The organism is Rheinheimera sp. KL1, from assembly GCF_001275035.1.
Lineage (GTDB): Bacteria > Pseudomonadota > Gammaproteobacteria > Enterobacterales > Alteromonadaceae > Pararheinheimera > Pararheinheimera tangshanensis.
Genome location: NZ_LAMX01000016.1, coordinates 159462 through 186149, shown reverse-complemented (window position 1 = coordinate 186149; position 26688 = coordinate 159462). Strand labels below are relative to the sequence as shown.

At 47.6% G+C, this 26688-nt stretch carries 23 protein-coding genes; 9 read left to right on the top strand and 14 right to left on the bottom strand.

The features are described 5' to 3' along the window. Positions 1–115: 115 nt before the first annotated feature. The 7 genes from parC to nudF form a co-directional block, all read right to left on the bottom strand. Complete coding sequence (parC, locus tag WH43_RS08800; RefSeq protein WP_053424247.1) at positions 116–2386, bottom strand: DNA topoisomerase IV subunit A; 2271 nt, start codon at positions 2384–2386, stop codon at positions 116–118. A gap of 20 nt (positions 2387–2406) precedes the next feature. After that, the gene (locus WH43_RS08795) at positions 2407–3834 is read right to left on the bottom strand and encodes a tetratricopeptide repeat protein (RefSeq protein WP_082335726.1); all 1428 of its coding nucleotides are present in this window, start codon (positions 3832–3834) and stop codon (positions 2407–2409) included. A 28-nt stretch (positions 3835–3862) separates the two neighbouring features. Further along, entirely contained in the window at positions 3863–5758 is a 1896-nt protein-coding gene (parE, locus tag WH43_RS08790; RefSeq protein ID WP_053424245.1) for a DNA topoisomerase IV subunit B, read from the bottom strand. A 124-nt stretch (positions 5759–5882) separates the two neighbouring features. After that, the gene (locus tag WH43_RS08785; RefSeq protein ID WP_053424244.1) at positions 5883–6452 is read right to left on the bottom strand and encodes a YqiA/YcfP family alpha/beta fold hydrolase; all 570 of its coding nucleotides are present in this window, start codon (positions 6450–6452) and stop codon (positions 5883–5885) included. Next, positions 6453–7223, bottom strand: coding sequence for a metallophosphoesterase (locus tag WH43_RS08780; protein WP_152342816.1), 771 nt, complete (start codon positions 7221–7223; stop codon positions 6453–6455). Then, entirely contained in the window at positions 7223–7666 is a 444-nt protein-coding gene (locus tag WH43_RS08775; RefSeq protein ID WP_053424242.1) for a DUF1249 domain-containing protein, read from the bottom strand. The genes WH43_RS08780 and WH43_RS08775 overlap by 1 nt, the downstream gene beginning before the upstream one ends. Positions 7667–7696: 30 nt before the next feature. Beyond that, complete coding sequence (nudF, locus tag WH43_RS08770) at positions 7697–8332, bottom strand: ADP-ribose diphosphatase (RefSeq protein WP_053424241.1); 636 nt, start codon at positions 8330–8332, stop codon at positions 7697–7699. 116 nt (positions 8333–8448) lie between these two features. Here nudF and tolC point away from each other — a divergent pair, with 116 nt between their 5' ends. The 3 genes from tolC (at position 8449) to WH43_RS08755 (ending at position 11549) form a co-directional block, all read left to right on the top strand. Then, positions 8449–9795, top strand: a complete 1347-nt coding sequence (gene tolC, locus WH43_RS08765; protein ID WP_053424240.1) for an outer membrane channel protein TolC — start codon at positions 8449–8451, stop codon at positions 9793–9795. 130 nt (positions 9796–9925) lie between these two features. Then, positions 9926–10849, top strand: a complete 924-nt coding sequence (lpxL, locus tag WH43_RS08760) for an LpxL/LpxP family Kdo(2)-lipid IV(A) lauroyl/palmitoleoyl acyltransferase (RefSeq protein ID WP_053424257.1) — start codon at positions 9926–9928, stop codon at positions 10847–10849. A 91-nt stretch (positions 10850–10940) separates the two neighbouring features. After that, positions 10941–11549: a TcpQ domain-containing protein gene (locus WH43_RS08755; protein ID WP_053424239.1), complete on the top strand. Its 609-nt coding sequence runs from the start codon at positions 10941–10943 to the stop codon at positions 11547–11549. Positions 11550–11576: 27 nt separating this feature from the next. On the opposite strand, the gene glnE is transcribed toward WH43_RS08755, so the two are convergent. Both glnE and WH43_RS08745 read right to left on the bottom strand, forming a co-directional pair. Next, on the bottom strand, positions 11577–14402 hold the full coding sequence (gene glnE / locus WH43_RS08750; RefSeq protein ID WP_053424238.1) for a bifunctional [glutamate--ammonia ligase]-adenylyl-L-tyrosine phosphorylase/[glutamate--ammonia-ligase] adenylyltransferase: 2826 nt from the start codon (positions 14400–14402) through the stop codon (positions 11577–11579). A gap of 7 nt (positions 14403–14409) precedes the next feature. Beyond that, positions 14410–15285 (bottom strand): CYTH domain-containing protein, encoded by an 876-nt coding sequence (locus tag WH43_RS08745; protein WP_053424237.1) that lies wholly within the window; start codon positions 15283–15285, stop codon positions 14410–14412. Between the two features lie 113 nt (positions 15286–15398). Here WH43_RS08745 and WH43_RS08740 point away from each other — a divergent pair, with 113 nt between their 5' ends. From WH43_RS08740 to brnA, 3 genes are all read left to right on the top strand, one after another. Continuing rightward, the gene (locus tag WH43_RS08740) at positions 15399–16022 is read left to right on the top strand and encodes a TIGR04211 family SH3 domain-containing protein (protein ID WP_286049590.1); all 624 of its coding nucleotides are present in this window, start codon (positions 15399–15401) and stop codon (positions 16020–16022) included. A 436-nt stretch (positions 16023–16458) separates the two neighbouring features. Then, a complete protein-coding gene (locus WH43_RS08735) occupies positions 16459–16725 on the top strand; it encodes a BrnT family toxin (protein ID WP_053424235.1) in 267 nt (88 codons plus the stop codon). Next, positions 16712–16954, top strand: a complete 243-nt coding sequence (brnA, locus tag WH43_RS08730) for a type II toxin-antitoxin system BrnA family antitoxin (protein WP_053424234.1) — start codon at positions 16712–16714, stop codon at positions 16952–16954. The genes WH43_RS08735 and brnA overlap by 14 nt, the downstream gene beginning before the upstream one ends. 42 nt (positions 16955–16996) lie before the next feature. Here brnA and WH43_RS08725 read toward each other — a convergent pair whose 3' ends face one another. Continuing rightward, the gene (locus tag WH43_RS08725) at positions 16997–17452 is read right to left on the bottom strand and encodes an Lrp/AsnC ligand binding domain-containing protein (RefSeq protein ID WP_502694033.1); all 456 of its coding nucleotides are present in this window, start codon (positions 17450–17452) and stop codon (positions 16997–16999) included. Between the two features lie 176 nt (positions 17453–17628). On the opposite strand from WH43_RS08725, the gene putA reads away from it, so the two are divergent. Next, on the top strand, positions 17629–21402 hold the full coding sequence (gene putA / locus WH43_RS08720; RefSeq protein ID WP_053424233.1) for a bifunctional proline dehydrogenase/L-glutamate gamma-semialdehyde dehydrogenase PutA: 3774 nt from the start codon (positions 17629–17631) through the stop codon (positions 21400–21402). Positions 21403–21539: 137 nt separating this feature from the next. Then, a complete protein-coding gene (locus WH43_RS08715) occupies positions 21540–22748 on the top strand; it encodes a cyclic di-GMP phosphodiesterase (RefSeq protein ID WP_053424232.1) in 1209 nt (402 codons plus the stop codon). An 8-nt stretch (positions 22749–22756) separates the two neighbouring features. Here the strand turns inward: WH43_RS08715 and WH43_RS08710 are convergent, their stop codons facing one another. Together WH43_RS08710 and WH43_RS08705 are read right to left on the bottom strand one after the other, a co-directional pair. Continuing rightward, positions 22757–23584 carry a general secretion pathway protein GspB gene (locus WH43_RS08710; RefSeq protein ID WP_053424231.1) on the bottom strand — a complete coding sequence of 276 codons (828 nt, stop codon included), beginning with the start codon at positions 23582–23584 and terminating at the stop codon, positions 22757–22759. 10 nt (positions 23585–23594) lie between these two features. After that, positions 23595–24503 (bottom strand): ExeA family protein, encoded by a 909-nt coding sequence (locus tag WH43_RS08705; protein ID WP_053424230.1) that lies wholly within the window; start codon positions 24501–24503, stop codon positions 23595–23597. A 112-nt stretch (positions 24504–24615) separates the two neighbouring features. Here WH43_RS08705 and WH43_RS08700 point away from each other — a divergent pair, with 112 nt between their 5' ends. Next, on the top strand, positions 24616–25860 hold the full coding sequence (locus WH43_RS08700) for a multifunctional CCA addition/repair protein (RefSeq protein ID WP_053424229.1): 1245 nt from the start codon (positions 24616–24618) through the stop codon (positions 25858–25860). Here the strand turns inward: WH43_RS08700 and folK are convergent. Beyond that, complete coding sequence (gene folK, locus WH43_RS08695) at positions 25823–26332, bottom strand: 2-amino-4-hydroxy-6-hydroxymethyldihydropteridine diphosphokinase (protein ID WP_053424228.1); 510 nt, start codon at positions 26330–26332, stop codon at positions 25823–25825. The two genes, WH43_RS08700 and folK, sit on opposite strands and share 38 nt — an antisense overlap. Next, on the bottom strand, positions 26332–26685 hold the full coding sequence (gene folB / locus WH43_RS08690; RefSeq protein ID WP_053424227.1) for a dihydroneopterin aldolase: 354 nt from the start codon (positions 26683–26685) through the stop codon (positions 26332–26334). The genes folK and folB overlap by 1 nt, the downstream gene beginning before the upstream one ends. Positions 26686–26688 lie beyond the last annotated feature (3 nt).

Below are 26688 nucleotides of genomic sequence, written 5' to 3'. Positions count from 1 at the left end.
TTTGTGTGACAACTTCACCATAATCCCTCGCAGGGAGGGGAGTCCATACATCTACAATGAGCAACCCTAAATACCGTAGGGGCGACCTTTATGGTCGCCCGCAAAGCAACAACATCTATTCCGTAGCATCACCAGCCACTTCACCGGTCAGCAGCTCGTCTATACGCTGCAAACCACGAGGCAGCTTGTTACCACGACGGCCACGTTCCCCTATGTAATGGGCTAAATCATCCACCTTGATGGTCATTTTGCGTTTACCTGCCACTAGAGTCACAGCTGTGGCAGCAGGTACTACGGTTAATAGTTTCAGATACTCTTCACGACTGGCGGCACGGGCTGAAGGGATAGACAATATCTTATTGCCTTTACCTTTACTCAACTGAGGTAAATCAGCCACAGGGAACACCAGCATACGACCTTCAGTACTGATGGCGACCACTAAATCTGTTTCCGGATTTTTAATAGGCACAGGTGGTAATACTTTAGCGCCAGTCGGTAAGCTTAATACCGCTTTACCGGCTTTATTACGGCTGACTAAATCGGCAAAAGTGCCAACAAAACCATAACCAGCATCACTGGCCAGCAATAACTTCTGGCTGTCTTCCGCCATCAGTACATGCTCAAAGGTCTCGCCTGCCACGAGAGTAAAGCGGCCTGTTAAAGGCTCCCCCTGGCCACGGGCTGAGGGTAAATCATGAGCCTCCGCCGCAAAGCTGCGCCCCGATGAGTCGATAAAGGCAGCGTATCTGTTACTGCGGCCCATAGCAGCCGCTTTAAAACCATCCCCCGCTTTGTATTGCAGGCTATTGCCGTCGACATCATGACCTTTGGCACAGCGCACCCAGCCTTTTTCTGACAACACAACAGTGACTGCTTCGCTTGGCAGTAATTCTTTTTCGCTTAAGGCTTTGGCTTCTTCGCGCTGAACTATCGGGCTTCTGCGGTCATCGCCATATTTTTCTGCATCCGCAAGCAACTCTTCACGAATCAGTTTGGTCAGCTTTTTCTCTGAACCTAAAATACCTTCTAAGTAATCACGCTCTTTTTCCAGCTCGGCTTGTTCGCCGCGGATTTTCATCTCTTCAAGCTTGGCTAAATGACGTAACTTTAATTCCAGAATAGCTTCAGCCTGACGTTCAGAAATGCCAAAGTGCGACATCAACACAGGTTTTGGCTGATCGTTCTCACGGATGATTTTGATCACTTCATCAATATTTAAAAAGGCGATCAACAAACCTTCTAAGACATGCAATCTGTCCAGCACTTTATCTAAACGGAATTGCAGACGACGACGCACTGTATCACGGCGGAACACCAGCCATTCCGACAAGACTTCCACTAAGTTTTTCACCCGGGGTCTTTGGTCCAACCCCAGAATGTTTAAATTGACCCGATAGCTTTTTTCCAGATCCGTAGTGGCAAACAAATGTGCCATCAGCTGTTCGACGTCTATGCGGTTGGAACGCGGCACTATCACAATACGAGTCGGGTTTTCATGGTCGGACTCATCACGCAAATCGCTGACCATAGGCAGTTTTTTTGCGTTCATCTGAGCAGCTATCTGTTCCAGCACTTTGGCACCCGAGGTTTGGTGCGGCAGCGCTGTGATAATAATGTCGCCATCTTCCAGCTGATACAAACCACGCATCTTGATACTACCGCGGCCTGTTTCGTACATAGCCTGCAGTTCATGCGCCGGACTAATAATTTCAGCGTCGGTTGGATAATCCGGCCCCTGAATATACTGCATCAAATCAGGCACTGTGGCTTTAGGGTTGTCTAGCAAATAGGCGGTTGCATTGGCCACTTCACGAGCGTTGTGCGGCGGAATATCTGTCGCCATACCTACAGCTATACCCGTCACGCCGTTGAGCAAAATATGCGGTAAACGCGAAGGTAAAGTGCGGGGTTCGTCCATAGTGCCGTCAAAGTTCGGCACCCAGTCCACAGTACCCTGCCCAAGCTCGTTTAATAACACTTCGCTGAAACGGGACAATTTGGCTTCGGTATAACGCATCGCAGCGAAAGACTTTGGATCGTCCGGCGCACCCCAGTTGCCCTGACCATCCACCAGTGGGTAACGGTAAGAAAAGGGCTGAGCCATCAGTACCATAGCTTCGTAACAGGCGCTATCTCCATGAGGATGAAACTTACCTAACACATCACCGACAGTACGGGCAGATTTTTTGTACTTTGCCAGATGCGATAAACCCAGCTCTGACATCGCATAAATAATACGGCGTTGTACTGGTTTTAAACCGTCGCCGATAAAAGGCAGAGCACGGTCCATAATGACGTACATCGAATAGTTCAGGTAGGCTTCTTCAGTGAAGCGACGCAGCGGCAGCTGCTCTGTCCCTTCATTGGATATTATAATATCTGTCATAGTTAGCTTATAGCCTGTTTCTAGTGTGTTTTCTCAAGTGACTTTTGCTGCAATTGTGCCTGCATCTGGGCCTGACGGCGTGCCAGTTGCCACAGCAGTAATACCAGTAAAATTAAACTGGTAGAGCCAAAGAGCCCAATCCATAACCATTGGTTTTGTCTTTTACGTTCTGCTTCCTGCAGGCGCAGAGCCTGTAATTCATTGTCTTTTTCCAGCAGTTCATTTTGTGCTTGCTGGCGCTGTGCATCAAAACCTAAACGCAATTTTTCGACCGACAGCTCATGCTCTTTATTGCGTAATTTGTGATAGCCCTTAAAAAACTGGTCCAGATGCTCATAGGCCTTTTGATAACGACCCGAGTCTGCTTCCAGCTTGGCTTTTAAATTCAGGATCCATAACTGGCTTGATTGATTGGCATCATTTTCTTCTTTGCTTAAGCTTTGCTCCGCCTGAGCCAATTCCTGACTGGCTAAAGAGGTTTGCCCTAATTCACGATAAATCAGCGCTTTTTCGTAATGATGTATTGAGTTTTGATAAGTCGACTGCAAGCCTGGCAAATACTGTTCAGCTTTTTCGATATAGGCTAAAGCAGCATCCAGCTTTTCATTATCTTTGCTGGTAGAAGCCAGACCCAAATAGGCGAAATACAAATTAGCCTGATCCTGCTGCGCCACCGCCAACTGCAACAGCTGATCATAACTTTGCATAGCTTTGTCGTACTGTTCTAAGTAGCTGTAACTTCTGGCCAGATTAAACAGCACATCCATTTTGTCTTTTTGCCAACCTAAGGCCTCATAACCTGCAATAGCCTTTTCCATAAAGTCTATGGCTTCTTTGTCAAAACCAAGGCCTACGTACAACAACCCTAATTCAGCATTTACGTAGGCGAGAATTTCAGGGTCTTTTAGCACCAGAGCTCTGTCATAACTGCTTTTGAGCAGCACCAAAGCCTCCTGAAACTTATCCTGAATGCTGTAAATAGCTGCAATATTAATGTCCGCTTCGATATGCAGTTTTTCAGCCTTTAACTCTGCCGCCAAAGCCGAGGCTTGCTGATAATAATGCAAGGCCTGCTGATACTGGCTTTGCATCTCCAGGGCAAAACCTAAATTGTTCCAAAAATCGATGGTGATTAAATCCCGGTGCTCGCCCAGTAAAGCCAAACCTCGCTCAGCCACTTCCTGTTGCTGCTGGTGTTTGCCCAAACTTTCATACACATCAGAGAGCTGTAATAAGTACTGCACCTGCAGCTCAACAGGCCAATCGCCATAAGCCGACTGTTGCTGCTGCAGAAGTTGCAGCATTTGCTCGGGTTGTTGCGCTTTTTGTTGTTTGACCTGCACCAGCCATTGAGGCCAGACCGCTTCTTCCGCCTGCAGCGGAGCTGCCAAACAAAAACAGAGGCTTAACAGAGTTCCCCATGTTCTGAGGTATTGTTTTTGTTTCATCTGTAATCCCTCAGGCACGGCTCAATAGCTACACAGCCACTATAGCGCGGTCGCCTTTCATCTCCAGCCAGTCTTTCCGGTCTGTGGCCCGTTTTTTCGCCAGCAACATATCCATCATTTCCATCGTCTGTACCAAGTCATCTATGGTCAGTTGCACCAGACGTCTGGTGTTTGGATCGATAGTCGTTTCGCGCAGCTGTAATGGGTTCATTTCACCCAGACCTTTAAAACGTTGCACGTTGATTTTGCTGCGTTTTTTCTCGGCTTCTAACCGGTCAAGAATGCCTTTTTTCTCGTCTTCATCCAGCGCATAAAATACTTCTTTGCCACAATCAATACGGTACAAAGGCGGCATAGCGACATAAATATGCCCTGCTTCCACCAACGGGCGGAAATGGCGCATAAACAAGGCACACAATAAGGTTGCGATGTGCAAACCATCTGAGTCGGCGTCAGCCAGAATACAAATTTTGCCGTAGCGCAGCTGACTTAAATCGGCTGAGTTCGGGTCCATACCTATAGCCACAGAAATATCATGTACTTCCTGTGAACCCAGAATTTGCTCAGATTCCACTTCCCAGGTATTCAGAATTTTACCGCGCAGTGGCATGACAGCCTGGAATTCACGATCCCGAGCCTGCTTGGCTGAACCGCCGGCTGAATCCCCTTCGACAAAAAACAGTTCTGTACGGTTTAAATCCTGCGAGGAACAGTCCGATAACTTGCCTGGCAAGGCAGGACCAGCAGTGACTTTCTTACGGATAATTTTTTTCGCCGCACGCAAACGTTTTTGCGCATTGTTGATACAAAACTCAGCCAGTTGTTCAGCAATGTCCGTGTGTTCGTTCAGCCACAAACTAAAAGCGTCTTTGACCACACCGCTGATAAAAGCCACAGCCTGACGGGACGATAACTTCTCTTTAGTCTGACCAGCAAACTGCGGTTCCTGCATTTTTAACGACAGGATATAACTACACCTGTCCCAGACATCTTCAGGCGTTAATTTAATGCCACGCGGCAATAAATTACGGAATTCACAAAAATCACGCAGCGCCTCTAACAATCCCTGACGTAAACCATTGACGTGTGTGCCGCCCTGAGCTGTTGGGATCAGGTTGACATAACTTTCTGTCACCAACTCGCCGCCCTCAGGCAACCAGAGCACGGCCCACTCCACGGCTTCATGGCTGGCGCTTAAGCTGCCAACAAAAGGCTGCTGAGGCAAAGCGACCATGTCTTTGACCGCATCCATTAAATAGTCACGGATACCGGCCTGATAACACCACTGATAACTCTGGTTGTTTACTTTGTCGTCAAACTTGATGGTGAGGCCAGGACACAATACCGCTTTGGCTTTGAGCACATGCAGCATACGGCTGACCGAAAACTTCGGCGAGTCAAAATAATCAGGGGCAGGCCAGAAACGTACTCTTGTGCCTGTATTACGTTTACCTACAGTACCGGTAATTGCCAGTTCGCTGACTTTATTGCCGTGTTCAAAGGCTATTTCATACACATTGCCATCACGGCGCACCGCCACATCGACCCGGCTGGACAAGGCGTTGACCACAGAAATACCTACGCCGTGTAAACCACCGGAGAACTGATAGTTTTTATTGGAGAACTTACCACCAGCATGTAAACGGCAGAGGATCAGTTCAACACCAGATACCCCTTCTTCCGGGTGGATATCCACCGGCATACCACGCCCGTTGTCTATGACTTCCAGCGACTGATCTTCGTGCAAAATCACATGCACTAAATCGGCATGGCCAGCCAAAGCTTCATCGACGCTGTTATCTATTACTTCCTGGCCTAAGTGGTTAGGACGGGTGGTATCGGTATACATACCTGGACGGCGCTGCACTGGCTCAAGGCCGGTCAGCACCTCAATGGAATCGGCGTTGTATTGCTGGTCTGTCATAAGGCAAACATCACTTCTTTGATGACTAAATCACTCATTGAATATACCCAAAGTAATCTGAGTATCACTATCTGCTCTTTGCAGCTACTTCAAATAGGGTATAACTGTATTAACAACCAGTGTTTTACTCTAATTGGCAAAACTTGACAATAGCGGGCAGGCAATTGGCATAGCCCTGATAGCTATGATCCCCACCTGGTTGCACATCTACTGTACAACCAGCATAAAACTGCAGCGCTTTGCGATAATCCAGCACTTCATCGCCTTGCTGCAACAGCACCAGATACCTGTCCAACGCAGATGGCTTATGCTCAAGTTCAGCCAGCAGTGGCATATGCTCTGCTGCCACTTTAAAATCCTGTTTCAGCACCGGATGATGGTAAGTACCGAAATGCTGACTTAGCAGCTCATAAGGGGCCACAGCCGGGTTAATCAGTGCGGCATAACAACCGTTTTTTTCGGCCAGATAAGTGGCTAAAAAACCACCTAAGGAACTGCCAATCACCGCATCAGGACGCCGGCCATTCAGCGCCTGCTCAATGGCACTTACAGCTTCTCTTGGCGTATAGGGTAAATCCGGCAGCAACAGTTCGACATCAGGCAATTGCTGCTGAAAAAAACCTTTGGTGATAAGAGCTTTTTCGGATTGCGATGAACTGGCAAAGCCATGTAAATAGACAACAAGTTTAGACATTTACCCTTCCAGAAATTGCCAATCTACTGCGCTAGCCGCTTTTGCATTGGCATTAAAAATCCATTCAATATAACCAGGACGAGCAGCAACAGGCTGATAGTCTGGTGTTAACAAAAACTGTACCGAACTGGCAGGACAGCCCACCAGTTGGATACCCTGCTGTATTTTGTCATAGGCATAATGACAATGACCATGGGCAACCCCCTTAATACGCCGATCAGAGCCGATGATCTGCCATAATACCGAGGCATCCAGTTGTATATGCTGGTCAATAAAACTGCCCATGGGGCTGATATGATGATGGCAAAACAACCAGACTGCAGCTTCAGCAGGATAAGACAACAACTGCTGTTGTAACTGCTGCTGCCGTGTTGTATCGAAATAACCAGCCGGTGTCGGTCCTTTGCTATTGAGTAAACACAACCGCCAGTCGCCCAGACTTAGCTCCATATCCGGAGAAAAAGGTGATGATACAAAAGCCTGTTGCATCAACTCCATATCGTCATGATTACCAGGCAGATAAAATACAGGGCAAGACCAGCCACTGAGGAGTTGTGCGAGCAGTTGGTAGGAAGCCAGACTATGATCCTGAGTTAAATCGCCGGTCAGGATCAGCGCATCGGGTTGATCCCGATGCAGTTGGCTGACGAGCGCTGCTAACTGACGATAAGGCTGCACACCGTAAAACCAGCCGTCCGGTTCCGCCAGCAGATGACAATCAGAAATTTGAATTACACGATAAGAGTCTTGCAGCGCAAACACATAGGCCATCAGGCTAATAACTCAGCATTCTGATAACCACGGCGTGAGCATAAATTCAGCCAGTCGCGCAGTAACAAATTAATCTGGCGTTTTTCATCCGGCAATAACATATCCACATTCGGATAACTGTAGACCGCCTTTAATTGCCGAACCTGCTGACAGGCCAAGACTTCCGCCAAACGGGCATCGTGGTACAAACGTACTTCAAAACGGGGCTTTAACCAGCCTGTCATCGACTGGCTAATGAGTTCAATACTGACGGTGGTGGTGTATTTACACAGCTCTAACAGCTCAACCTGATAACTTTCGCTGGCGTTAATGTGAATGAGGCAACGCTGGCCTGCGCGTTGATTGACCGGCAGAAAAAAACGTAGCTGTGCGTAATTCCTCTCACATAAACTGAGAAAATCAGGCAAGTAAGGCACATAACGTTTTCGGGCCAGATTTGGCATACCAGCGACTTAACCTCTCTTGTAGTGAATTTATTCAGCCCAGCCCTGGCGTACCTTGTCCAGATTCAAGGCTAACCATTGCAGGGCGATGACAGTAGCCGCATTATCAATTTTGCCATCCTGTAGCAATTGCATAGCGGTCTGGCGCGATAAGCTGTGAACTTTAATATCTTCCTGCTCGGATGCCAAGCCATAGATACCAGTTTCTACTTGCTGCTGAAGCCGCGCCAGCACTAAATAAATACGTTCTGTACTGCCACCTGGGCTACTCTGATAGCTAAGCATAGGCCAGAATTCTGTTAGCTTCAGACCTGCTTCCTCTTCTGACTCACGTTGTGCGACTTGTTCAACACTTTCCCCCAGCTCAATCATGCCGGCTATAGCTTCCAGCAACCATGGGCCGTTTGGATTCTGCAAAGCACCAATGCGAAACTGCTCAATCAGCACCAGACTGTCATTTTTTACATCATAAGGCAGCACAATGACGGCATGACCACGCTCGAATAATTCCCGCTTTACTTCGTCACTCCAACCTCCGTTAAACAACTTATGCCGTACTTTGTAGCTGTCGATCCGGAAAAAACCCTGAAAAACTGTGGTCTGGTCGAGTATTTTTACATCAGAACGATGAAAGGATGGATAATTTTCTGGCTTGAAATCAGACATTTGAAGACTCACATTCTGTTACACTTGAAGCTATGCTGTTTACGCTTTAATCATTACTTAGTTAATACCAACAAGGTATTATTGGTTCACTTTCGCAACATTATGGACTTTCGGTTATGAAAAAAACCTTGTTAGGCACGTTGGTAGGCTCGGCACTGGCTCTTCTGAGTGTGCAGGCGAATGCCGAAAATTTGCAAACCATTTATCAGTTAGCCACCAAAAAAGACCCGCAGGTATTAAAAGCTGCCGCCACCCGTGATGCAGCAAAAGCCGGTATTGATGTGTCTAAAGCCCGTTTACTGCCACAGGTTAATTTAACCGCTGGTGCAAATAAATCCTTCAGCGACCAACTCGATAATGATACAGGCGGTCAGTTTAAAACTGAATCGACTACAACCAGCGCAGGCATTAGTTTACGTCAATCGATCTTTGACTGGAGCCGTTATGAGAACCTGTCTATCGCTGAAAAAGCTGCATTGCAAGGTCAAACGGCTTATGACGCTGCGGTACAAACCCTAATAGTTCGTGTCTCTCAAGCTTATTTTGATGTATTAACAGCGAACGATAATTTAAGTTTTGTTGTCGCAGAAAAACGCGCCATTGAACGTCAGTTGGAACAAACCAAACAACGTTTCGCTGTAGGTTTAACGGCTATCACAGACGTACATGAAGCTCAGGCGCAGTACGACAGTGCAGTTGCCCGTGAAATCAGTGCTCAGAATGATTTAGAAACAGCCCGTGAATTTTTACGCGAAATTACCGGCGAATACCATTCACAACTGGATTCATTAAACACAGCACGTTTCAGCACCAGCCAGCCGACACCAAATAACGCACAGGATTGGGTGCAAACTGCACAGGACAATAACCTGGAGCTGAAAATTCGTAAGCTGTCGTTAGATATTGCAGAGCACAATATCCAGATTGCCAAATCTGGCCACTACCCTACTGTTGATCTGACAGCTCAGACAGGTTTTAGTAACAGCACCAGTGAAAACCGTGATACCGGAGTTGGTTTTAACTCTCCACGCTCAGACAGCAGCTCAGTAGGAATTGAGTTGGTTCTGCCGTTGTACGCTGGTGGCGGCACTGTCGCCAATGAAGAAGTAGTGCGAGCTAACTATGTAGAAGCAGCTGAAGACTTAGAACTGAGCCACCGCAGCGTCATTCGTCAGGTTCGCAGCAACTACAACAACGTAGGCGCTTTGATATCCAGTACCAAAGCTTTGGAACAAGCTGTGGTTTCAGCAGAGAGTGCGTTAAAAGCCACAGAAGCAGGTTTTGAAGTAGGTACCCGTACTATTGTTGACGTGTTGCAAAGTACCCGTAACCTGTTTGATGCCCGCCGTAACCTGTCCAAAGCCCGTTACGACTACATCCTGTCTGTTTTAGCTTTAAAACAAGCAGCTGGTACTTTAACTGAAGAAGATTTATTCACTGTAAACAGAGCTTTAGGTAACTAAAGCTTCTTCCAGACTTTCTCACCTGAGGCTGTAATTGCAGTTTCAGGTGAGCCTGTTCCTACCAGTTAGCGCTTTTTTCCCCGTTTTTTTTCGTTACAATAGCCGCTCTTTTTTTGCCCGAGGATTTGCTGTGGTTCATGTCCCACGTTTCACCATTGGTTTTTTGCATCCAAAACACTGGCCCTTATGGTGTGGTTTAGGCCTGATGTGGCTGCTGCTGTGGCTACCTTACCCTGTGCTGATGAAAATGGGCGAAGGCGTCGGCTGGTTGCTAATGAAAACCATGAAATCCAGGGTGAAAGTAACCCGCCGCAATCTGGAATTATGTTTTCCTGATATGCCGGAGGCTGAACGCGAGGCCTTAGTAAAACAAAACTTTAAAGAAACCGGCAAAGCCGCGTTTGAAACCTTTATCGGCTGGTGGTGGCCAGACTGGCGCGCCCGTCCTTTATGTCACTTCACCGGTAAAGAACATATCCAGGCCATTTTAGATCAGGGCAAAGGCGTGTTGCTGCTCAGTGGTCACTTTTTATCACTGGAAATGATTGCCCGTACTTTTGGTTTTCATTGCCCTGCGGTCGGCTTTTACCGCCCAAACGACAATGAAATTATGGAGTATTTCCAATACCATGGCCGGGTTCGTTCCAATCGCTACCTGATAGGTAAGCGGGATGTTCGCACCATGATTAAGGCTTTAAATGAAAAAGAAGTCTGCTTTTATCTGCCCGACCAGGACTATGGCCGCAATAAAGCTGAGTTCGTGCCTTTTTTTGCCGTCAAAGAAACAGCGACCACCACAGGTACTTTATTGTTTGCCGGCAGCGCCAATTGTGAAACTGTGCCTATTCATTGTTACCGTTTGCCTGGGTATCAGGGTTACCGTGTCGATGCCTTACCTGCTTTTGACCACTTCCCCAGTGGTGATGCTAAAGCTGATGTGACTCGTGTTAATCAGTGGCTGGAGCAAGGCATTCTGGCGCACCCTGAACAATATATGTGGTTACATCGCCGCTTTAAAACCCGGCCAAATCCGGACGACCCGAGCTTGTATTAAAAAAGCATCAGGCTCAGCAGCAATGAACTGAAGTTGCAGGGCGGCGTCAAGGCAAGTTATGATGCGTTGACGCTGACCAGGGATAAAAGCTATGTGGTTTTGGATCAAGCACTTATTGCTTGCGGCTTTATTGTTTATACTTGCTGCTATTGTGATGTTTAAACCTGAATTGCTGTACTTCAAGCCGGACACACTGTCTGAAAAAGGTTCTGAAGCAGTAAAAGGTTTCACTAACTTTTACAGCAATATCCGTAGCTCCTTTACCAATAACGACGAAGACTCGGCTGATTTTGTCATAGAACTGACGGATGATCACAGTAATCTGGTCTCACTGTTGCAGGACAGAGCCAATCGTATGGTCGCCTTACCGGAGAACTGGAAAGGACAGGAAACCGACCGACGTTTCCGCGTGGGTGATACCTTAAAAACAGTGCTGACGATGCAAGGCAGAAAAGAAGGTGTGGAACTGTTTTGGGTCTTGTCCAAAGACTATAAAGTAAAACATTATTTCCAAACTGACTTCAGTTACATCAGTGCCATTCAGGAAGCATCACAAGCTATCTCCTCAGACTTTGAACAACCCGTTCAGGCTTACTTTTGTAATGTCTCCAGAGCTGTGGTACTGACTGACAAAATCATTCCGTTTTTGCAGCAAAACTGTATTAATATCAACGCGCCACGCCGCAGGGTCAATAGTTAACCCCCTTGCGGCGCGTGCTGCCTCACGTTAATCGAATAACTGCTCCCATACCTGCCGTACTTGCTCCATCGCCTGCTCTAACTGCTGTGCGGTTTCAGTAGCAGGATCCAGAGTTTGTCTGTGGCTTACGCCCCGCAATTGCTGATAGGCCTGTTGTAACGCCTGAGTTTGTTCCAACTGCAATAAACCGGCAGCAGCAGCCGCATCCAGAATACGAATATTGTCACTGTAGAAATACAAATCTGCATGCTGATGGCCATACGCCAACACCAGATACTGACTGATGAATTCCAGATCCACTATGCCACCGGACGCGTGTTTGACTTCTGTTGACTGCTCACCATGATGCTGTCGCAGCTTTTGCCGCATATCTGTCACTTCAGTTTTCAGCACTGCTAAATCCCGTGGCTTGGCTAAGACTTCATTGCGTATTTGATTAAAACGCCCGGCAATTTTGTCATCACCATACACCAGGCGGCTGCGCACTAAGGCTTGATGCTCCCAGGTCCAGGCGTCTTTTTCCAGATACTCAGCATAGGTATCAATATGTACAGCCAATAAGCCTGAATTACCGGCAGGACGCAGGCGAGTATCTATCTCATACAACACGCCGCTTGGAGTTCGGGTAGTAAACATATGTACGATGCGCTGCACCAGCTTGATATAAAACTGACGGGAGTCAATGGCTTTGTCACCTTGAGTCGGCGCAAGATTGTCACACTGGTGCACAAAGACCAGATCCAGATCCGAGCCATACCCCAGCTCCAGCCCTCCCAGTTTGCCGTAAGCCAGCACCCCAAAAGCTTTGGCATCTTCTGGCTTTAAACCTGCTGGCAGGCCGTACTTTTCTGCCATTTGTTGCCAGGACAACTCCACTACTGCGGCAATAATGGCTTCGGCTAAAAAGGTCAGGTGGTCACTGACTTTCATCAAAGGTAAAATACCCGTGATATCGGCCGCTGCAATGCGCAGTTGTTGGGCCTGTTTAAACTGACGCAACACTTCCATTTGCAGCTCTAAATCATCCGTTGGTACCCGCAGCATCACTTGCCGTAGTTTGTCACTGTAATCTGTCGAGTCTGGTACCTGATACAGCTGAGCCGGGTCTATCAGCTCGTCCAACAACAGCGGGTAGCGCGCCAGATATTCAGCCAGCCAGCCGCTTTTATGGCATAACATCACCAATTGCTGCAGCGCAGGCGGATTTTCGGATAACAACTCAAGGTAAGCAGTACGGCTGACAATCTGTCGGAACACGCCCAGAACCCGCTGCAATACCACAGCCGAGCCTTGCTGTTTGGCCAGCTGATGCAATAAAAACGGAATGAGTTTTTCTAAAAGCTCACGACCACGGGGACCCACACTGCGCTTTTGGCAATCCTGTTTAAACTGCTTTAAATGCTCCAGCAATTGCACTGCTTCGTCGGCTGCTAACCAGTCCAGATGCTCAGCTAAATCGGCTGACGGCAATTCACTGTCCCAGCATAAACGACCTAACACCATTTCTTCCGGTTCAGGGTTATCGCCCTGATCAATCACTAATTTAAAGTGCTGGTGAATACGACCCATAGCCTCTGCTGTGGTGTCAGTCAGTTGCTGCCAGTTGCTAAAACCTAAACCCAGCACCAGTCGCTGCCGGTTCAGCTCATCGGCTGGAAGGGTTTGAGTTTGTTGATCGTCCAGGCCTTGTAACAGCTGCTCCACTTTACGTAACCACAAATAATCCTGTCGCAATTGCTGATACTGTTGTGGCTCTAACAGCTGCTGACTTTGCAAAGCCTCTAAGGCTTTGAAAATAGAGACTTGCTGTAACTCAGGCAGACGCCCGCCTCGGATAAGCTGCAGAGTTTGCACCACAAACTCCACTTCGCGTATACCGCCAGCGCCAAGCTTAATATTGTCCACGCGATTACGACGGCGGTTCTCCTGCTCGATCAGCTGTTTCATCCGGCGTAGCGATTCCAAGGCGGAGAAGTCGATATAGCGGCGATAAACAAAAGGTTTTAGCAGCTGATTCAGCTCAGGCGCATGCACAGAGTCAGGATTCAGAATACGCGCCTTGAGCATAGCGTAGCGTTCCCACTCCCTGCCCTGCGCCTGATAATAATCTTCCATCGCAGCAAAACTCAGCACTAGCGGGCCAGAATCGCCAAAAGGCCGCAAGCGCATATCCACTCTGAAGACAAAACCATCGGCTGTGACCTGATGCAAAGCGGATATCAGCTTCTGACCTAACTTGGTAAAAAACTGCTGGTTTTCAACCGACCTGCGGCCACCACTGGTTTCACCGTTGTGCGGATAGGTAAAAATCAGGTCGATATCGGATGAGAAATTCAGCTCACCACCACCCAATTTGCCCATACCTAAGATCAGCAAAGGCATAGGCTTGCCTTGCTGATCCAAAGGCTGGCCCCACTGAGTAGCTATATCCTGATAAGCCCACTGATAAGCGCTGTTAATCAGGTTATCTGCCATAGCTGAGATATCCAGCAGGCACTGCTCTGTCGATTTCACTGCGAGAATATCGGCCGCCAGAATTTGCGCCAGTTGCGCGTTTCGGCAACGGCGCAAAGCTTTAAATACAGTAGCTTCGGATTGATCAGCAAGCTCAGACAATGGGTTCAGATGTGTTAAAGGCTGAGCCAATAGATCTGTATTCAGCAGCACAGCAATCAGCTCTGGTTGCTGCTGCATCACCCGGCTTAAAAAAGGACTAACCGCCAGCAGTAATTGCAGATCCTGATGCTGCTTCGCAGTTAAATCCGATCTGACTAAAGTGGGCCATACCAAATCAACTTCATGCTGTAACTCAGCAGGCAATACAGGGCTTAACAGGGCGGTTGGTTGGCTCATCTATACCTCAGGCAGAAAACAATGATTCAGAACAATTCAGCAAAGCACAGTTATAAGCTGCACTGCTGAAAAAACTCAAGGCTTGTGTTGCATCAGGTGATGACAAAGCGGCAAAGTCTGCAGAGATAACAGACAAGGCCTGGATACATTGTTCGATCACCTGCCATGACTGCGGATCCTGACTGCGCAAAAAGTAACTCTCGTGATACTGCAGCGATTTTAATAACGCTGCAGTATTGCTGTTATCCAGTGGCATAAAGACCAAAGGCTGCTTCTGCACCAAACGATAACCCCGTTCCGCCTTAGACTGCCAACCCAAACGCAGCGGCAACAATTGCACAAGCTGACGCGACACATCAAATAAGGCTTTCACATCGCCTTGTTGCAGCTCAAGTTCCAGCTCAGCTATCACTTCTTTTTGTTCGCCTGAGACTACTTCGCCCTGATCCAACACAGCTTCTACTGTGCTGCCATCGGCTAAAGTCAGTAACCAGCTTTGACGAACAAAGTCGGTGCGAAACAGTTGTTTCAACTGACGTTGCAGCATCGCTAAATCTGTATTTTGCGGCCAGATTTCAGCAGGAAAAGCGCTGAGTTCAGGCCAAACCGAAGCACAAGGCAGATTGTATTCAGGCCGCAGATGTAAACCGCCATGCTGCTGCCCTGAGAGTTTAATGGTTTGTTCAAACTGACCTTTCTTCAACCGGGTACGCAGGCCCGCATCATGACTGCGAAACCACAGATCATTCGTTTCATAATAAGCATTGAGTAACTGCACGCTTTCATGTTTTTGCACTGCCACAGCCAACTGCTGCCACATGGAGTCCAAAGCAGGTAGTGTGCTTTGGGTGAGTAAAAATTTAAGTTCAGCTTCCATCGCCATAGCGGCTTAATTCCTGTTCTGTAAGAAGAAGTTGTCAAGTCATTAGCTTCTGGCCTATGATCGGCTTAATTCTCAATTTTGGCCAGATGTTGGTCGGTTTTTTTAGGATTTTTATGTTGATCACCTCAAGACCATGGCAAGCAGGCATGCTACTAGCCACAGTGCTGCTGAGCACCAGCGTCACTGCACAACAAGAACCAACAGGCACCCCGGTCAGCCCACAAAATGCCTATATCAGCGATAAGCTGATCACTTATCTGTACAACGGCCCGGGCCGGGACTACAAAATTATTGGCAGCATAGCCGCTGGCGAAGAAATTAAATTGGTTGCAGAAGACAGTAGCTCCGAATACTGGCAACTGACTGACAGCAAAGGCCGCACCGGCTGGATTTTAAAACAGTATGTGAGTTTAACTCCTGTATTTGGTGGTGAAAGCGAGCAACTACAGCAGCAATTACAACAACAGCAAAGTCTGGTGTCGCAGTTGCAGCAAGAAAAAGATCAGTTACAACAACAACTGAATGAAACAGACGCCGCAGTACAACAAGCAGAAAAAGCCACGGCTACGGCGCAGCAAACCATTGCCCTGCTCACTCAACAACTGCAGGAAAAACCATCCGCCTTCTGGCAAGACAAAATGGTATTAGGTTCTATTTTAGGTTTCGCCGGTTTGTTATTAGGTCTGATAGTCCCAGCCCTGATCCCTGGACGCCGCCGCAAAGAACGCTGGATGTGATTTAGGGTTATTAGCCTTCCCCTCTGAAATACCGCTAGTTATTGTTGAAAAATCAGGTGCTGAGTTGGCTTTAAAGGCTCAGCACTGGTTTAAGTCCGTTCAGCTTGTATCAGTTCAAAACCTTTAACTATTCCACTTTTATTGTCAGAGCTGCAGCTCCTGTATTGGCTGAAATTACAGCTGTTTTATCTAAGTAAAATCTGAAAAACTCCTGCACTTTCTTGTTTTGAATACCTCTTTTTTGGCAAAGCAGAAGATAGTATCTCGCCTGCAACGAAACGACTTGAACTCAAATATTATCTAATTTGTTGCTGCAATGTTATTTGTTGTGCGCAGCGGCACAACGAATATAGCCAACAAGAATAATGCTCTCGATACTAAAACTTCAACCTGGACGAAATTTGCATTATGAGTAAAAAGGGTTTAATTTTTACTCATGATTGAGTTTGAATTTGATCAAGACAAAAGCAGAAGCAATCTCGAAAAACATGGTATTGATTTTCATACAGCACAAGACTTGTGGAATGATTCAGACCTTGTAGAGATCCCTGCTAAAACTATCGACGAACCACGATCTTTAGTGATAGCTAGGCTTGATGGCAAACACTGGTCAGGTGTAATTACATACCGGGGTTCAACGATAAGGATCATATCTGTCAGACGTTCGCGAAAATCCGAGGTAGAGCTGTATGAAAGCGCATGAATTCGATGCCAAATTTGAAGCAGATGAAGATGTAACAGAGGAGCTTGATCTGACCCAGATAAAAAAACCAATGCTAAAACAAAAACGTGTCAACGTAGATTTTCCTGCCTGGATGCTCGAGTCTTTAGATCGTGAAGCGCACAGAATAGGGGTGACTCGTCAATCCATCATTAAAATCTGGCTTGCAGAAAGGCTGGAAGCTATACCGCAGCATAATACTGGCAGCTGATTGCCATTTTAGACGTGCGGGCGCAAGGCCCGCCCCTACAATTTACTCCGGCGCCGTAGCCAACTTCAGCGGCAAACCCGCATCCTGCTTTACCTGCTCTATCACCACATAAGTATGAGTCTGTAACACGCCCGGCAAATCCACAATCAAGCCCAATACGCCGCGGTATGCCTCCATACTAGATAAACGCAGCTTCAACAGATAATCAAAACCACCGGCCACCATATGACACTCCGCCACTTGTGGAATTTTGACCACAGCATCGCGAAACTGATCAAAGACTGCACCTGTGGTTCTGTCCAGAGTCACCTGAATAAATGCAGCTGTGCCAAAACCCAACTTGCTGGCGTTCAAACGCGCGCCGTAGCCTTCAATAAAACCGTCCTGTTCCAGCTTGCGAACCCTGTCTATGCATGGGCTTGGGCTTAAGTTGACCTTTTTTGCCAGTTCGACATTAGAAATACGGCCATCTTTTTGTAGCGTGTCTAGAATTGTCATGTCGATACGGTCCGGTAACCGGCCTTTGGCGCTTTGAGTCATGGCAGTATTTTTTCGGGTTTTATGATTTATAAACCGAATTATATAAGGTTAGTTTGAAAAAGAAACCACCAAATAGGGCTGCGCTTTCACTAAAATGCAGCATAATTTTTTTCAATTCACTGGATTAAAACCCTATGTTATTCCAAGGCCAACTGACCACCAGTCACGCTATTCGTCAAACCATGCGCGACCATTACCGCGCTGATGAAGATCAGGTACTTAACCACTTATTGCCTATTGCTGATATTGGCCCTGCAGCGCGCAGCCGTGCCTGGGAAAAAGCCCGTCAGTTGGTGGTGAATATCCGTGAAGCTCAGGTGGGTAAAGGCGGTGTAGACGCCCTGCTGAACGAATTTTCTTTGTCGACCGACGAAGGTTTGGTGCTTATGTGTTTAGCCGAAGCCTTATTGCGGGTGCCAGACAAACATACCGCCGACCTGCTGATCCGCGACAAGTTATCTAACGGTGACTGGAGCTCGCATTTAGGCAATAGCGAATCTTTATTTGTGAATATCTCGGCCTGGGGTTTATTGCTGACTGGCAAGCTGGTGAATTACAGCGACGATCAGAAAAAAGCTCAGTTTGGTTTATTAAAACGTACTTGTGGTCGTATGGGCGAGCCAGTGATCCGTCAGGCTGTGCGTTATGCGATGCAAATTATGGGTACCCAGTTTGTGATGGGCACCAGCATTGAAAAAGCGGTAGAACGTGCAGTAGAGCTGGAAAGCAAAGGTTTTACTTACTCCTACGATATGCTGGGTGAAGGCGCCCGCACTATGGACGACGCCAACCGTTATTTCGACAGCTACATGATGGCGATTAAAGTCATAGGCACAGCAGCGAAAAAACGTGGCCCATTAAAAAGCCCTGGCATTTCCGTAAAATTATCGGCCATTCACCCACGCTACGAATTTACCCATCGCGACCGTGTGATCAGTGAATTAGTGCCCCGTTTAAAACAACTAGCCATTGCCGCCAAAGCCTATGACATCAGCTTTACTGTTGATGCTGAAGAAGCTGACCGTTTAGATTTGTCGTTGGATATTATCGAAGCTGTATTCTCCGACCCTGAATTAAACGGCTGGGAAGGTTTTGGTTTAGCAGTGCAGGCTTACTCAAAGCGTGGTTTGTTTGTGATTGAATGGCTGCGTGAGCTGACGGTGAAAGTGGGCCGTAAAATGATGGTGCGTCTGGTGAAAGGCGCCTACTGGGATACTGAAGTCAAAGTCAGCCAGACCGAAGGTTTAAGCGACTTCCCGGTATTTAGCCGCAAGCCGTCGACCGATGTGTCTTATCAGGCTTGTGCCAAAAAGATGCTGGAATACCGCGACAGCATTTACCCTATGTTCGCCACTCACAACGCCTACACCGTAGCCACTATTTTAGAAATGGCGCCAGACCGCACTGGTTATGAGTTCCAGCGTTTACACGGTATGGGTGACGCGCTGTACGATCAAATCGTGGCTGATGACAAAGTACCTTGCCGTATTTATGCCCCTGTTGGTGAACACTCAGACTTACTGGCTTACTTAGTCCGTCGTTTATTAGAAAACGGTGCTAACAGCTCTTTTGTGAACAACATTGTGGATGAAAACATTCCAGTGGAGTCTTTACTCAAAGATCCGGTAGAAACAGTGCGTGCCTGGAGCAAAAAACGTAATAACTCTATTCCGTTACCAGACCAGCTGTACGGTGCTGCTCGTCTGAACTCTAAAGGTCAGGACTTTACCGATATCGATCAAATCACGGCTATGCGCGAAGCTATGGATACATGGCTGGCTTCTGTCAGCCAGATTGAAGTACCAGCTGGTGCTTTTGCTGTGACTAACCCGGCCAACACCAAAGAAGTGATAGGTTTCCATCATCACAGCAACAGTGCTCAGATGGAGCAGACAGTAACCAACGCTGAAGCTGCATTCCCGGCCTGGTCAGCCACTGCTGTGACTGAACGCGCTGCGCTTTTAAATAAACTGGCTGATCAGCTGGAATTACATCGCGACGAATTACTGGCTTTATGTATTAAAGAAGCAGGTAAGACTGTAGGCGACAGCATGGCCGAAGTACGCGAAGCGGTCGATTTCTGTCGTTATTATGCTGCTGAAGCCACGAAGAACCTGCAAGCTTCTCAAGCCCGTGGTGTCGTGCTTTGTATCAGCCCGTGGAACTTCCCACTGGCTATTTTCTTAGGTCAGGTCAGCGCCGCTTTAGTAGCTGGTAATACAGTAGTAGCTAAGCCTGCCGAACAAACCAGCTTAATTGCTGTGCGTACTCTGGAGCTGATGAAAGCTGCTGGTTTCCCTGAAAACGTAGTGCAACTGGTGATAGCACCAGGTCGTCAGGTCGGTGAAGTCATAGTGCCGGACACTCGTATTCAGGCTGTGATGTTTACAGGTTCTACTGAAACCGGTGCCTGGATTGCCCGTAAACTGGCCGAACGTGGTGGCGAGCCAGTGCCGCTTATTGCCGAAACCGGTGGTCAGAACTGTATGATTGTGGACTCTACAGCTCTGCCTGAGCAAGTGGTTGACGATGTGATCTCTTCTGGTTTCCAAAGCGCTGGTCAACGTTGTTCTGCTCTTCGTGTGCTGTTCCTGCAGGAAGATGTAGCCGATAAGATCATTACGATGATCAAAGGCGCGATGAAAGAGCTGCATGTAGGCGATCCGGCCTGGTTAAGCACTGACTTAGGCCCTGTGATTGATAACAAAGCCTTGGAGCGTTTAAACCAGCATGTGCAGTATCTGGAAGGCAAAGCGACCTTGCATTATGTCTGTGATGCACCAGCTGCAGGCGATCACTACTTCTTCGCACCACGTTTATATGAAATCAGCAGCCTGAATCTGCTGGAACGTGAAGTCTTTGGCCCTGTGGTGCATATCATCCGCTTTAAAGCGGAAGAGCTGGATAAAGTTATTCAGCAAATTAACGCCACAGGTTATGGCCTGACTATGGGTATCCATAGCCGTATTGCACAAACGACAATGAAAGTCGCCAGCGAAATCAAAGCAGGTAACATTTATGTCAACCGCAATATGATCGGTGCTGTGGTCGGTGTTCAGCCTTTTGGTGGCCGTGGTTTGTCGGGTACTGGCCCTAAAGCCGGTGGCCCGTTCTACTTAAGCCGTCTGGTGAAAGAACATGAATTACAGGCTCCAGCTTTGGATGCAGCTGTCCAACAACAGTTAGAAGCAGCCAGCGGTTTTGATGCTCAGCTCAATACTCAACTGCAGCAAATGGCTGTAGCTCAGGTGGCCTGGCTGAACCAAAACGTTACCAATCGAGGCTCTGTGTTACGTCGTTTTATCGCTCAGCTGGCTGGTAACAAGCTGGTGTCCGAGCAAGAACACGACTTAAACGAGGTGATCACCGCCGCTCGCGAACAGCTGCAGTTTATCGAAAAAGAGCTGGCTCAGCCTATAACTCTGCCTGGACCTACAGGTGAATCTAACCAATTGCATCTGGAAGCCAAAGGTGTAGTCGCGCTTATTCGTAGCGAACACAGCAGCTTCCAACACTGGATGCTGGCGTTAATCACAGCTCTGGTATCAGGTAATGCAGTGGTCAGTACTGCAGGCGAAGCTCAGCATGCGGAAATGGATACCTGCCGTAAGTTATTACTGCAAGCTGGTTTACCAGCGAACCTGTTCCATTGGGTGAAGTTGCCTGCCTTAAAAGCAGTGTTAGCCCATCCAACACTGGCAACAGCTGTGATTGAAGGCACCAACCCACTGAAAGCTTTATCTGCGCAGTGGATGGCGGCCCGTGATGGCGCTATCAGTGCTTTGGTCACCAGCCCTGCTGATCATCAGTTATTGCATCGTTTAGTGACAGAAAAAACCGTCACTATCAATACCACAGCTGCAGGTGGCAATGCCTCGTTAATGACGATGACAGACAACCTGGGTTAAAACTTCAGCGAAAGCTAATTAAATCTCGGGCCCGCCTTGTTGCGGGCTTTTTTTTTAACTGAAAATAATGTATCATTTTTTTCATATTTACACATATTAGCGGATCAACCACTTTGGCAATCAGAGAGAGTCAGTTTATGACAGCACCAGCTCAGCTTAAAGTTTTGTCTATTGCCGAGTTACAGCCCGGTATGTATGTGGTGTCTGTGCACAAACAAAAAGGCACTATCGAAATTAAAACTCAAGGCTGGGCCAGAACTGCAGCAGTGATAGAGCAGCTAAAGCAAAAAGGCGTGCAGGAACTGGTTGTTGATTTAAGTAAAACATTAGATCAACCCAAACCAGAGGTTGCAGCGCCTATAACTCCTCTTACTACAACGGGCAGAAACCGCGAAAAAGTCAGTTTTGAGCAAGAGCTTGGCCAGGCAAATACGCTGTACCAACAAGCAAAAAGCCTGCAGAAAAAAGCTTTTGCCGATATTCAGGCAGGCCGTGCGTTGAACCTGCAACCCTTTCAAGACTGCGCTACAGGCTTTATCGACTCGGTATTTCGTAATCAGGATGCCTTACTCTGCATCAGCCGCATCCGCGAAAAAGACGCCTACTTGCTGGAGCACTCGGTCAACGTCTCTATTCTGATGACCATTTTTGCCAAACAAATGAAGTTTGACGAAGAGCTGATCCAACAACTGGCGACAGGCGCCTTATTGCACGACATAGGTAAAATTCTGGTACCGGACAATATACTGAATAAGCCAGGTAAATTGACCGCGGAAGAATTCGCGGAAATGCGCCGTCATGTGGTGTACAGCCATGAAATTCTGCAGCAGATCCCAGGCTTAAGTCCTGTCAGTATTGATGTGGCAGCTGTGCATCATGAGCGACTGGATGGTAAAGGTTATCCTCATGGCTTAGCTGAACAACAAATTTCAGTCTATGGCCGGATGATCGCTATTGTTGATACCTACGATGCCATTACCGCGCAACGTTGCTATAAAGAAGGCCAGAGCGGTATTTCAGCACTGAAAATATTAAAACGAGAATCGCCTCAGAGTTTTGATCCTGTGCTCTTGGCCCAGTTTATTAAAGCTATAGGCATTCACCCGGTTGGTACGCTAGTGAAACTGAGTAATGAAAAGCTGGGGATAGTACTTAAAGCCAATGAGCTGGAGCCGCTACGTCCTGTCGTTAAAGTATTTTATAACTGCAAATTCAAACGTTATATTGAAGTTTCAGTTGTTGATCTGGCAAACCTCAAAGTGGATCTGGAGATTGAAAGCGCTGCGATGCCGGAAGATTTTGGTATTGATATGATCCGTCTTTTCCGCCAGTCAGTGCTGGAGTAACAAAACCTTTAGCGGCCTTGATAACTCCAGTCTGTTAAAGCTTCGACACTAAACTGTACCTGATTAAATTGCAGCACTACATACTGAGGTAATATTTCTTTCACCTGAATATCCGCGGTCACCCACTGGCCTTGCTGTAAGTCTTTGCCGTTTACTTTGATCCAACGTTGTTTAGCCTCTGTGGCATAGACATGAGCTTCAAAACGTAAAGCAGGTAACTGACGCTGCAATAAATCGTCCAACTGGTTAATGTCCACAGCCGGTGCATCATGATAATTAATTTCTTGTTTGCGGCGCTGCGAGCCATCTTCAGCAGCTAAAGCCGACTCAAATTTACCCCGAAGTTCCGCAGATACTTCAGACTGCTCCAGTTCTGCTGCTGGCAATAGCTCATCAACTGGGGTCAGTTCCTGTTCTGCATCCGCTTCCTGCATTTGTTCAAAATCTATAAAGTCCTCTTCTATTTCTTCTGCTCGTGAACGGCCAAGCACCTTCTCACCACGTTTGGCAGATACCACCAATTGCGGCTCTTCTTCAGGTACTTCTTCCAGTTGCACTGGCTCTGTTGGTTTTAGTAAGTCAGCCGCCAGTTGCAGTTCCATCGCTATATCAGCTGCATTGGCAATAGCAGGTGCAGCCTGAACCGGAGCAACCACCACTTCAGCTACAGGTTCTTTAGTATCGAATTGATACTGACCTATAAAAAACCCCAACACTAAACCCAAAACCACTAATAAGGTTAAAGCGGCAATACGCCAGCCATGACCTGATGCAGTTTTTGCTGCGGCCACTGGCACTTGCTGTTGTTGCTTTAACGCATCCATTAATAACGACATGAAAAGTTTCCTACCAAATGAATGCTGACAGCCCGGCACCTGCGCCTAACGCCACTAGCGTTAATAGCGGCCATACCCAAACAGGCCAGGGCGCTTTTTCCGCTTGAGGTTTTATTGCCAGCACTTCTGAAGCCGCCTGATTCACCAGACCTGCATCAATTAACGCCTTTTGCTGACTATAACCCCCTAACAAAGCGCGGTCGCAGATTAAATTGAGTAAACGCGGAATACCACCAGATAATTGAAATAATTTTTTTACTGCAGAAGCTGTAAATACAGGCCGGCTGCAACCCGCTACCTGCAAACGATAACTGATGTACTGCTGCACTTCCTGCTCAGTCAAAGGCATTAAGTGATAACGGGCCGTTATCCGCTGCGCGAGCTGACGTAAATCCTGGCGCTGCAACAACTGCTGCAATTCAGGCTGACCTATTAAAATCACCTGCAGCAGCTTTTTAGTATTGGTTTCTAAGTTGGTTAACAGCCGCAGTTGCTCCAGTACTGCAGGTTGCAGATGCTGTGCTTCGTCGATAATTAAAATAGTATTTTTGCCGGCCTGATGGTTTTTCATCAGACGGTTAGTAATTTTGTCAGTCAGCATTTTTAAGCTGGCTTCGGATTTTTTGTAGCGAATTTTTAACTGATCACAAATAGCAGCCAGCAATTCCAGCTCGTTTAAGGTCGGATTTAAGATAAAAGCCACTTCGGTTTTATCGGTCAGTTCCTGCAGCAAACAGCGGGACACTGTGGTTTTTCCAGTGCCCACTTCGCCTGTCAGCAGCACAAAACCACCGGCTTCGCCCAAACCATAACGCAAATGCGCCAGCGCTTCGGCATGACGAGCGCTTAAAAATAGAAAGTCAGGGTTAGGGGCTATTGAAAAAGGCTGACTGGTTAAACCGAAAAATCCGGTGTACATAAGCTTCCTGATGCTGAGTTAGGGCGACAATTGTAAGCAAGGCGTTATAATGGCAAAAAAACAGACTGCATGAAGCTTTGAAAACTTATGTTGTCGCTGGAGTAGAAATAGATTGAACATTTATCTTGTAGGCGGCGCTGTTCGCGACGAGCTGCTGGGCTACCCGGCTTTGGACCAGGACTGGCTGGTGGTCGGCGCTACACCTGAACAATTACTGGGGTTGGGTTATCAGGCTGTGGGTAAAGATTTCCCAGTGTTTTTGCATCCTAAAACCAAGCAGGAATACGCTTTGGCCCGCACCGAACGTAAACAAGGCCAGGGGTACACAGGTTTTGCCTGTTATTTTGCTCAAGATGTGACTCTTGAGCAGGATTTGCAGCGCCGTGATTTAACCATCAATGCCATCGCCAAGGATGAAGCTGGTCAGCTGCACGACCCTTACGGCGGTATTGCTGATCTCAAGGCAAAAATTCTGCGCCATGTCTCGCCTGCTTTTAGTGAAGACCCATTGCGGGTGTTAAGAGTGGCGCGTTTTTATGCCCGTTATTTTCACTTAGGTTTTAGCGTTGCCGCTGAAACTTTGCAGTTAATGACGGAGCTTAGTCAGAGTGGTGAGTTACAGCATTTAACGGCTGAGCGGGTCTGGCAGGAAACGGCTCGCGCTTTAACAGAACAAGACCCACAAGCTTATTTTGAATTACTGCACAGCTGCGGCGCGTTAAAAGTACTGATGCCAGAGCTGGATCAACTGTGGGGAGTGCCCAACCCACCGCAGTGGCATCCGGAAATAGACACCGGCATCCACTGCATGCTGGTGCTGAAACAAGCGGCTTTCTTGTCTGACCGTTTGGATGTGCGTTTTGCCGCGCTTTGTCATGATCTGGGCAAAGGCATCACAGACCCTGCTTTATGGCCTAAACATCATGGTCATGAGCATAGCGGCTTGCCTTTGGTGCAGGAGCTTTGCAGTCGTATTCGGGTGCCAAATGACTGTCGTGATTTGGCGCTGCTGGCCTGTGAATACCATCAGTTGCTGCACAAAGCTTTTGAGCTTCGGCCTGCCACAGTGCAAAAGTTATTTGATGGCATAGATTTATGGCGTAAACCCGAACGTCTGGACTTATTGCTGCTCTGTGCCATAGCCGATTTACGCGGCCGGACTGGCTTTGAACAGGCAGCTTATCCGCAAGCCGATTACTTGCGCCAGCTTGCAGTGGCGGCTCGGGCTATTGATGTGAAGGCTATAGTCGCTTTGGGTTTAAAAGGTGAGGCGATTAAACTGGAAGTTGCCAAGGCAAGGCTTGAAGCTATCAGCAGCGCTAAACAGCTTTGGCAGCAACTGCATCCGGCCAGTTGAAGTCTATGGGCCAAAGCTTTTGGTTTTCTTTGTAGTTTTGCCACATCTGCTGATAGTTCAAGCCTGTCAGCGGATGGATTTGCTCTGGTGCCAGTTCGGACAAAGGCAACAACACAAAGGCGTTTTTAGTAATCTCGTCCCGCGGTAATTCAACAGGTGTTTTACAGACCAGTTGATCGTAAGTCAGCAAATCCAGATCCAGCCGTTTGCCACAAAACTTGGGCGATGTAGCAGGACGACCATATTTCTGTTCTATCGCCTTAAAGGCTGCGACACAATCAGCCACAGATAAATCGGTATTGGCTTGCGCCACCAAATTGTAAAAGGCATCACCGGTAAAACCTACAGCCTCACTTTCGTATACTTGAGAGCAACCAATTTCACCAAATAGTGCCGTGAGCTCCAGATAAGCAGCGCGGATATGCAGATCCCGCTCTATGTTGCTGCCAATACTGATGTAAATCAGCGCCATTACCAGCTGCCACGCGAAATAGACACGCCGACACTGGCGGCAGCAGGCACTGCTGCTGGCTTAGCTATCGTTACTTTCACTGCTTTGGTCTGAAATTTTTCCAGCACCATAGCTGCAACTTTTTCAGCCACAGTTTCAATCAGTTCATGAGGGTGCTGACAAAGCTCAACAATAGCGTCACAGACAGCGCTGTAATCCAAAGTGTATTGTAAATCGTCGGTCGCAGCGGCCTGGCGGATATCGGTGGCCAGCTCCAAATCAAACTCCAGTGTTTGCTGTATGGCTTTTTCCCACTCATACACACCTATTACCGTCTGAACCTTGAATTGCCTGATAAAAACTATATCCGTCATAGA

Excerpts from the sequence above, each read along its gene's own strand:
- WH43_RS08755 (WP_053424239.1), top strand. The coding sequence starts at position 10,941 with ATGTGGTTTTGGATCAAGCACTTATTGCTTGCGGCTTTATTGTTTATA.
- WH43_RS08710 (WP_053424231.1), bottom strand. The coding sequence starts at position 23,584 with ATGTCGTTATTAATGGATGCGTTAAAGCAACAACAGCAAGTGCCAGTG.
- parC (WP_053424247.1), bottom strand. The coding sequence starts at position 2,386 with ATGACAGATATTATAATATCCAATGAAGGGACAGAGCAGCTGCCGCTG.
- WH43_RS08725 (WP_502694033.1), bottom strand. The coding sequence starts at position 17,452 with ATGACAATTCTAGACACGCTACAAAAAGATGGCCGTATTTCTAATGTC.
- WH43_RS08780 (WP_152342816.1), bottom strand. The coding sequence starts at position 7,223 with ATGGCCTATGTGTTTGCGCTGCAAGACTCTTATCGTGTAATTCAAATT.
- WH43_RS08785 (WP_053424244.1), bottom strand. The coding sequence starts at position 6,452 with ATGTCTAAACTTGTTGTCTATTTACATGGCTTTGCCAGTTCATCGCAA.
- parE (WP_053424245.1), bottom strand. The coding sequence starts at position 5,758 with ATGACAGACCAGCAATACAACGCCGATTCCATTGAGGTGCTGACCGGC.
- tolC (WP_053424240.1), top strand. The coding sequence starts at position 8,449 with ATGAAAAAAACCTTGTTAGGCACGTTGGTAGGCTCGGCACTGGCTCTT.
- WH43_RS08775 (WP_053424242.1), bottom strand. The coding sequence starts at position 7,666 with ATGCCAAATCTGGCCCGAAAACGTTATGTGCCTTACTTGCCTGATTTT.
- WH43_RS08745 (WP_053424237.1), bottom strand. The coding sequence starts at position 15,285 with ATGGCGATGGAAGCTGAACTTAAATTTTTACTCACCCAAAGCACACTA.
- nudF (WP_053424241.1), bottom strand. The coding sequence starts at position 8,332 with ATGTCTGATTTCAAGCCAGAAAATTATCCATCCTTTCATCGTTCTGAT.
- WH43_RS08740 (WP_286049590.1), top strand. The coding sequence starts at position 15,399 with ATGTTGATCACCTCAAGACCATGGCAAGCAGGCATGCTACTAGCCACA.
- WH43_RS08715 (WP_053424232.1), top strand. The coding sequence starts at position 21,540 with ATGACAGCACCAGCTCAGCTTAAAGTTTTGTCTATTGCCGAGTTACAG.
- brnA (WP_053424234.1), top strand. The coding sequence starts at position 16,712 with ATGAAAGCGCATGAATTCGATGCCAAATTTGAAGCAGATGAAGATGTA.
- folB (WP_053424227.1), bottom strand. The coding sequence starts at position 26,685 with ATGACGGATATAGTTTTTATCAGGCAATTCAAGGTTCAGACGGTAATA.
- WH43_RS08735 (WP_053424235.1), top strand. The coding sequence starts at position 16,459 with ATGATTGAGTTTGAATTTGATCAAGACAAAAGCAGAAGCAATCTCGAA.
- WH43_RS08705 (WP_053424230.1), bottom strand. The coding sequence starts at position 24,503 with ATGTACACCGGATTTTTCGGTTTAACCAGTCAGCCTTTTTCAATAGCC.
- WH43_RS08795 (WP_082335726.1), bottom strand. The coding sequence starts at position 3,834 with ATGAAACAAAAACAATACCTCAGAACATGGGGAACTCTGTTAAGCCTC.
- folK (WP_053424228.1), bottom strand. The coding sequence starts at position 26,332 with ATGGCGCTGATTTACATCAGTATTGGCAGCAACATAGAGCGGGATCTG.
- glnE (WP_053424238.1), bottom strand. The coding sequence starts at position 14,402 with ATGAGCCAACCAACCGCCCTGTTAAGCCCTGTATTGCCTGCTGAGTTA.
- putA (WP_053424233.1), top strand. The coding sequence starts at position 17,629 with ATGTTATTCCAAGGCCAACTGACCACCAGTCACGCTATTCGTCAAACC.